The sequence below is a fragment of the Streptococcus sp. CCH5-D3 genome (assembly GCF_001556435.1).
Classification (GTDB): domain Bacteria; phylum Bacillota; class Bacilli; order Lactobacillales; family Streptococcaceae; genus Streptococcus.
This window is the reverse complement of sequence record NZ_LSIW01000058.1, coordinates 166,398-173,361: the sequence shown is the minus strand read 5'-3', so window position 1 is coordinate 173,361 and position 6,964 is coordinate 166,398. Positions and strand designations below refer to the sequence as shown.

Genomic DNA, 6,964 nt, shown 5'->3' with positions numbered 1-6,964 from the left:
AGTAGCGCATGACTGTTAATCATGATGTCGTAGGTTCGAGTCCTACTGGCGGAGTGATAAGACACCTCAAGTTGTATAGCTTGAGTTTTTTTGTACCCAAAGTTAAATAGGTCTGGAACACTTGTTCCAGACCTATTTAATTTAAGATAATCAGCTTTTTTGAATAATAGTTGTTTTTCTGATGAAGTAAGCGTAGCAACAAAATATGATACTTGCCAATAGACTAATCAATGAACCTGTCTTAAGTCCATAGGGAATAAAGGTTAGAACAACTTTTCCTTTTCCACTAGTGACATCGACTTTCATGAACCCCTTTTGAGCTCGTTGAATCTTAACTTTTTTATGATTTATGGTCGCTGTCCATCCCTTATCATATGGAATGGTAAAGAATAGTGACGCATTCGTTTTACTGCTATAATCAACGAACACTTTATTTTTTGACGTAGTAACCTTGCTATCACGTTCATTAATAGTATCCATAGCTATCTGATAGTTTTGAGTATCAAGGGCATAAAAACTAGGATTATCAAAGGATATTGCTTTATTGCTAGGGAAACTAAGTTTGATGGTAACCATTGATTCTGTTTCAAAGTAGCCAAGGTCAAAGAAATCAAAGGTATTGTCAGTAACTTGATTCTTTGTCACACCGTTTACAGTAATTGACAGAGTGTGGTTATTGTCATCAGACCAAGAAATATTAGGAATACTAACATAGAGTTGACTATGTGGTGGAGCAATAACTTGATAGGTGATTGTTACAAAATCTTTATTCGAGTTGCTAACGTTTTTAGCCACGCGCTGATTCAAAGATCTAGCATCCTTATCAAACAGTTGAGATGGAGCTCGTTTAAAATAGGTTAAGTTAAGTCCAGATAGAGTATTCAGCAAGCTAGTTTGATTGTCAAGCGTATTGACAGTGAAGTCAATATTATTGTAAATGCCATCAGTTAAGATAGCAAGCTGACTTGCATTATTATTTTGATAAAGTCCTATTGTTTTCTCAGAAGTTACGTGATTAAAACCATACTTATTAAGGTCAAAGTTCGATAAATTATATTTTATTCCGAAGAGACTATCAGCGATAATGGTGTTATTTTGGTAACGTAGGTTTAAATTAGTCCCTTCAGATTTGAAGCCTAACCTATCGAGTGTTGAGCTTGAAGCGGTATTTCGAATGGATGAAAACTGAGAAATACCATTATAATTGAATTTCATACTGTCGTTACCAGTTTGAGCCTCTAACCTTTCAGTACGGTAAAAAGTTTTATTTGCTTGCTTAGTTTTTGAAACTAGTTTTGTAATGGCAGACATATTTCGCAGATAGCCTTCACGAGTTGGGAATACCCACTCATTTCCAAGAGCTCCAACAACATAGTAAGTACTTAATGTAAGCTCAAAAATGCAGAATAAGAAGGTGAAACAGCGAAAAACACTCCCAGGAATTTGCTGTCTAAAATAGCTAGTAAATAGAATAGCATAGGCTAGGAGAAATGCTAGACTTAATAGCCAGGAGACTGATTCAATAAAGCTATAGTGAGATTGGAAAATCCAAGTTAGTAAGTAAGCGGTACTCAATCCTAAGAAAGATAGGAGGAGTCTTTTAAAAGAAAACTTTCTAATTCGGTTGAGTGTTTCTCCTGCCAAAAGAACAATTAGGAGAGATAGTAGCCAAGAATAGCGATGGAGAAACATGTTGGGTGCATGCATTCCTTGCCAAAACAAATCAAGAGGCTGTAAGTAGAAACTAGCGATAAAGAAAGCTACTAGTAAGAGATAACCTAGACGTAATGATAGCTGGATTTCCCTACTAATAAAGAAAAGTAGAAAAAGAATCAAAGGTAAGATTCCCACATAAATCATAGGGATTGATCCGAATTTAGTAGTATCGTAAACTCCAACGAGATTTTTCGCAAAGAAGTCAAAATAATAGGTGGACTCTGTCAACAAACTTGACGCACCTGTAAACTTTTCACCATGTGTTGTCAAGTCAAGTAGCGTTGGCAGCAGCATGACAGCACTACTTAAACCAGCTAGTATAGAGACAATTCCAAAGTCTATGAAATGAAGAATCTTACTCTTCCACCCCTTGATAGTTATCAATTGTACTATGGTGTAAAGGGTTAGGAAAATAGCCATCATATATCCAAAATAGTAGTTTTGGATAAAAAGGCAGGTTAGACTAAAAAAGTATAAGCCCCGTCTATTGAATCTTAGTAAGAGGTGTAAACCTAATATAATTAGAGGTGCTAGAATAAAGGCATCTAGCCAGGTGTTAATTTCTAACTGACTGGTAGCAAAGCTCATCAAAGCAAATCCTGTAGAAAGACATAGGATGAAACTTCTTGACACTTTTGTAAAGAGACGCTTAAAGCTAAAAGCTCCTGAGAGCCCAATAAGACCGAACTTAAGCAGTGTTATATAATAAAAAGCATCGGCCATTTGGTTGACAGTAAAGAAATAGTAAAGTGGAGACAAGAAGGAACCTAAGTAATAGCTGGTTAGAGCATAGAAATTAAGACCTAGCCCACTTGTAAAGGTGTAAAAGAGGTTTCCATCTCCATGAAGTATATTCCTAAGTCCAGTTGCAAAAATCACATACTGATGAAAACCATCACTTGTTAAAATAGTCCGCTCACTACCAGGATAGATTTTTTGGCTATACAGCACACCTATCATGATTAGTACTGGCAAGAAAAAGGCAGCCAGATAAAATAATAAAGTCGTATGGTATTTTTTATTTGTCATAATGATACTAAGACAGGTTGGGATATCCCAACCTGCATCTTTTTATAGTTTAATCAGCCCATAGTGCTTTGACTTTAGCTTGCACTTCTTCATTTTCAAGGAATTCATCATAAGTTTCATCAATACGGTCAATAACCCCATTTTTAGAAACGACTACGATGTGGTTCGCTATTGTTTGGATAAATTCATGGTCATGACTGGCAAAGATAACAGACTCTTTGAAGTCACGGACACCATCATTCAGACTTGAGATTGATTCCAAATCCAAGTGATTAGTAGGATCATCTAGAAGAAGGACGTTAGATTTCAAAAGCATGAGCTTAGAAAGCATGACACGTACCTTTTCTCCCCCTGAGAGAACACTAACAGATTTATTAACCTCATCTCCTGAGAAGAGCATACGTCCAAGGAATCCACGCAAGAAGGTATCATCATCTTCACCTTTTTCGGCAAATTGACGGAGCCATTCGAGAATTGATTCACCGGATGCAAAGTCTTTAGAATTATCTTTTGGAAGGTAAGAGCGGCTAGTAGTAACACCCCATTTGATTGTACCTTCGTAGTCAATATCATCGGCAAGAGCACGAATTAATGCAGTTGTTTGAATATCGTTTTGACCAATGATGGCAGTCTTATCTCCTGGACGCAAGATAAAACTAATGTTGTCAAGAATAGTCTCACCATCCATCTTAACAGTAAGATTTTCAACTGTTAGAAGGTCATTACCGATTTCACGCTCTGCTTTGAAATTGATGAATGGGTATTTACGACTTGATGGGACGATTTCTTCTAGTTCAATTTTATCAAGCATTTTCTTACGAGAAGTCGCTTGTTTAGATTTTGAAGCATTGGCAGAGAAACGTGCAACAAATTCTTGAAGTTCTTTGATTTTTTCTTCTGCTTTTGCATTACGGTCAGCCTGCAAGCGTGCAGCCAATTCTGAAGATTGTTTCCAGAAGTCATAGTTACCGACATAGAGTTTGATTTTACCAAAGTCAAGGTCGGCCATATGCGTACACACCTTATTCAAGAAGTGACGGTCATGGGATACGACAATGACCGTATTTTCAAAATCAATCAAGAAATCTTCAAGCCAAGAGATTGACTGGATATCAAGACCGTTGGTAGGTTCGTCAAGAAGAAGTACATCAGGTTTACCAAAAAGCGCTTTTGCAAGGAGGACTTTCACCTTGTCACCATTAGCTAATTCGCTCATGTTTTGATAGTGAAGGTCTTCTGAGATATTTAGATTCTGAAGCAATTGTGAGGCTTCGCTTTCAGCTTCCCAACCACCTAATTCAGCAAATAGACCTTCTAATTCAGCAGCACGGACACCATCTTCATCTGAAAAATCTTCCTTCATGTAGATGGCATCTTTTTCTTTCATAATATCGTAGAGGCGTTCATTCCCCATGATAACAACATCAATGACGCGTTCATCTTCATAGTCAAAGTGGTTCTGACGAAGAACAGAAAGACGCTCATCAGGACCAAGAGAGATATGTCCTGTTGTTGGTTCAATATCACCAGCTAAAATTTTCAAAAAAGTAGATTTACCAGCACCATTGGCACCGATAAGACCGTAAGTATTACCTGGCGTGAAGGCAATATTAACATCATCAAAAAGTTTACGATCGCTAAAACGAAGCGATACATCCGATACAGTAAGCATATAATATCCTTTATTTTTATTCTTAACTACTATTTTACGAGAAATTAGACTTTATTTCAATCGATTTTATAAGGGATTAATAAAGTCATTTGGAACTCTTTGGTAATCTTTTTGGAGGCTAAATCCACGTCCCATAACTGTAGAAGCAGGAACAATGACGATAAAGGCAGTTTCATCTATTTTTTGGATTTCTTCTTGAACTTTTGGAACCTCATGAGTTGACAAGGTAGTCATAATCATATTTTGTGCATGTCCAGTATGTCCACCAAGAACTGGAATTTTTGTTGCACCTCTATCAGCCACTCTAGTGATGTATTTTAGGATTTGTTCACTATTTTGCGAAATGATTAGAAGATTTCGTGATGAATTGAGTCCGACCATCATTTTATCAATTGTAAGAGAAACAACTCCAAGTGAGAGAATGGAGTACATAACAGTATCAGGTGGAAAGGCAATAGCACTGATTGCGACAATGATTCCATCAACAATAAGTAGTACCATTCCTAGTGGGAGTGGCGTATACTTGTGGAGAATTTGTGTGATAATTCCAGTTCCCCCAGTTGAGGAATTTCCATAAAAGACTATTCCTAGTCCTAACCCTAATACAATCCCACCAAAAATAGCAGCCAACAAAGGTTGTTTGGTGAGTGTAGGTAAGCCCTCGGTTAATTTAATAAAAGTTGGGAAGATAAGAGACCCATAGAAGGTTTTTAGGAGAACTTCGCGACCAAGAAAGCACCAACATAAAATTAACAAAGGGATGGTGGTTGCTAAGACGAAGTTAGCATTGTTCCAACCAAAAAGGGCGTTTAAACTAATGGCTAGTCCTCCGACACCACCCGAGGCAATATTATTCTTAACTAAAAGTGAGTTATAGCCAACCGAAGCTATAAAAGAACCGATTGTAACTAAAAGTATATCTATTATTCGACGTTTCATATATTATCTCCTAGAAATGATATTCTTATTATCAGGTCTTTTTAAGTTTCCGTCAAGTATTGACTATTTTGGTTGTATCTAAGGTTGTGTTTCACGTGAAACTAGAAACATAATCTTGACAAGAATAGATAAAACAATGTAGAATAATAGTCATCAGAAGAGTAATTCTTTCCTTTTTTATAGAGAGCTGGTGGTTGCTGAAAACCAGTATGAAGGTGGAATGAATGGGCTGAAGAGAATTGACGGTTAACGTGAACACATAAACGTTAGGTTTGGCACCCCTTATCGTGCAACTTCTTTGTTGAGAAGGTTTGAGATGATAGCTTCAGAAAGAGTTATCAACTGAGGTGGTACCGCGTATCAAAAGTGATTAACGCCCTCACGCATGTTTTTGCGTGGGGATTTTTTTTGTATTAGAGAGGTAATTATATGACGAAACCTATTATTTTGACGGGAGACCGTCCAACAGGGAAACTTCATCTAGGACACTATGTTGGTAGTTTAAAAAATCGTGTCCTTTTACAAAACGAAGATAAATATAACATGTTTGTCTTTTTGGCTGATCAGCAAGCCCTTACGGATCACGCCAAAGAGTCAGAGATTATCAAAGAATCAATTGGGAATGTTGCTTTAGATTATCTCTCTGTAGGTTTGGATCCAACGAAGTCGACTATTTTCATTCAAAGTCAGATTCCTGAGTTGGCTGAGTTGACTATGTATTACATGAACCTAGTTTCATTGGCACGTTTAGAGCGTAACCCAACGGTTAAGACGGAAATTGCTCAAAAAGGCTTCGGAGAATCTATTCCAACAGGCTTTCTAGTTTATCCAATTTCTCAGGCAGCTGATATCACGGCCTTTAAAGCAAATTATGTTCCTGTAGGTAATGACCAAAAGCCAATGATTGAGCAGACACGTGAAATTGCACGTAGCTTCAATCATACTTATCATTGTGATATTTTGGTTGAGCCAGAGGGAATCTACCCTAAAAATGAAGCTGCAGGACGCCTTCCAGGTCTAGACGGAAATGCTAAGATGTCAAAATCCTTGGGTAATGGTATCTTCCTTTCAGATGATGAGGACACTGTTCGTAAAAAAGTCATGAGCATGTATACGGATCCAAATCATATTCGTGTGGAAGATCCAGGCCAAATTGAAGGTAATATGGTTTTCCATTATCTTGATATCTTTGGTCGCGAAGAGGATGCTACTACAATTGCTGAAATGAAAGAACATTATCAACGAGGTGGTTTAGGAGATGTGAAGACAAAACGTTATCTTCTAGAAATCTTAGAACGTGAGTTGGCTCCAATTCGTGAACGTCGTTTAGAATATGCCAAGGATATGGGAGAAGTTTTCCGTATGCTTGAAAAAGGTAGTCAAGCAGCGCGTGAAGTTGCTGGACAAACATTGGCGGAAGTAAAAGAAGCGATGGGAATTAAGTATTTCTAAGAAATAAAAAGTAGGGACTCAAGATAATCTGGAGCCCTATTTTTATTTGGAAAAAGGTTTTCTTAGAATCTTATGCGAAATCTGTTGACAAATCATTTTAGCATGATATGATATTAACAATTAAAAAATAGGCTGGGGTTTTTGTACCTCAAAACT

At 37.2% G+C, this 6,964-nt stretch carries 4 protein-coding genes and 1 other annotated feature; of the genes, 1 reads left to right on the top strand and 3 read right to left on the bottom strand.

Annotation, left to right across the window (positions count from 1 at the left end):
• Positions 1 to 150 precede the first annotated feature (150 nt).
• The 3 genes from AX662_RS03675 to AX662_RS03665 form a co-directional block, all read right to left on the bottom strand.
• Positions 151 to 2,745, bottom strand: a complete 2,595-nt coding sequence (locus AX662_RS03675) for a YfhO family protein (RefSeq protein ID WP_060971643.1) — start codon at positions 2,743 to 2,745, stop codon at positions 151 to 153.
• A 49-nt stretch (positions 2,746 to 2,794) separates the two neighbouring features.
• Positions 2,795 to 4,417, bottom strand: a complete 1,623-nt coding sequence (locus AX662_RS03670) for an ABC-F family ATP-binding cassette domain-containing protein (protein WP_037602413.1) — start codon at positions 4,415 to 4,417, stop codon at positions 2,795 to 2,797.
• 66 nt (positions 4,418 to 4,483) lie between these two features.
• The gene (locus tag AX662_RS03665) at positions 4,484 to 5,356 is read right to left on the bottom strand and encodes a YitT family protein (RefSeq protein WP_049545979.1); all 873 of its coding nucleotides are present in this window, start codon (positions 5,354 to 5,356) and stop codon (positions 4,484 to 4,486) included.
• Between the two features lie 144 nt (positions 5,357 to 5,500).
• Positions 5,501 to 5,740: a binding site (T-box leader), on the top strand.
• 45 nt (positions 5,741 to 5,785) lie between these two features.
• Between AX662_RS03665 and trpS the strand changes: the two genes are divergently transcribed.
• Positions 5,786 to 6,808: a tryptophan--tRNA ligase gene (gene trpS / locus AX662_RS03660; RefSeq protein ID WP_037599375.1), complete on the top strand. Its 1,023-nt coding sequence runs from the start codon at positions 5,786 to 5,788 to the stop codon at positions 6,806 to 6,808.
• The last annotated feature ends 156 nt before the right edge of the window (positions 6,809 to 6,964 follow it).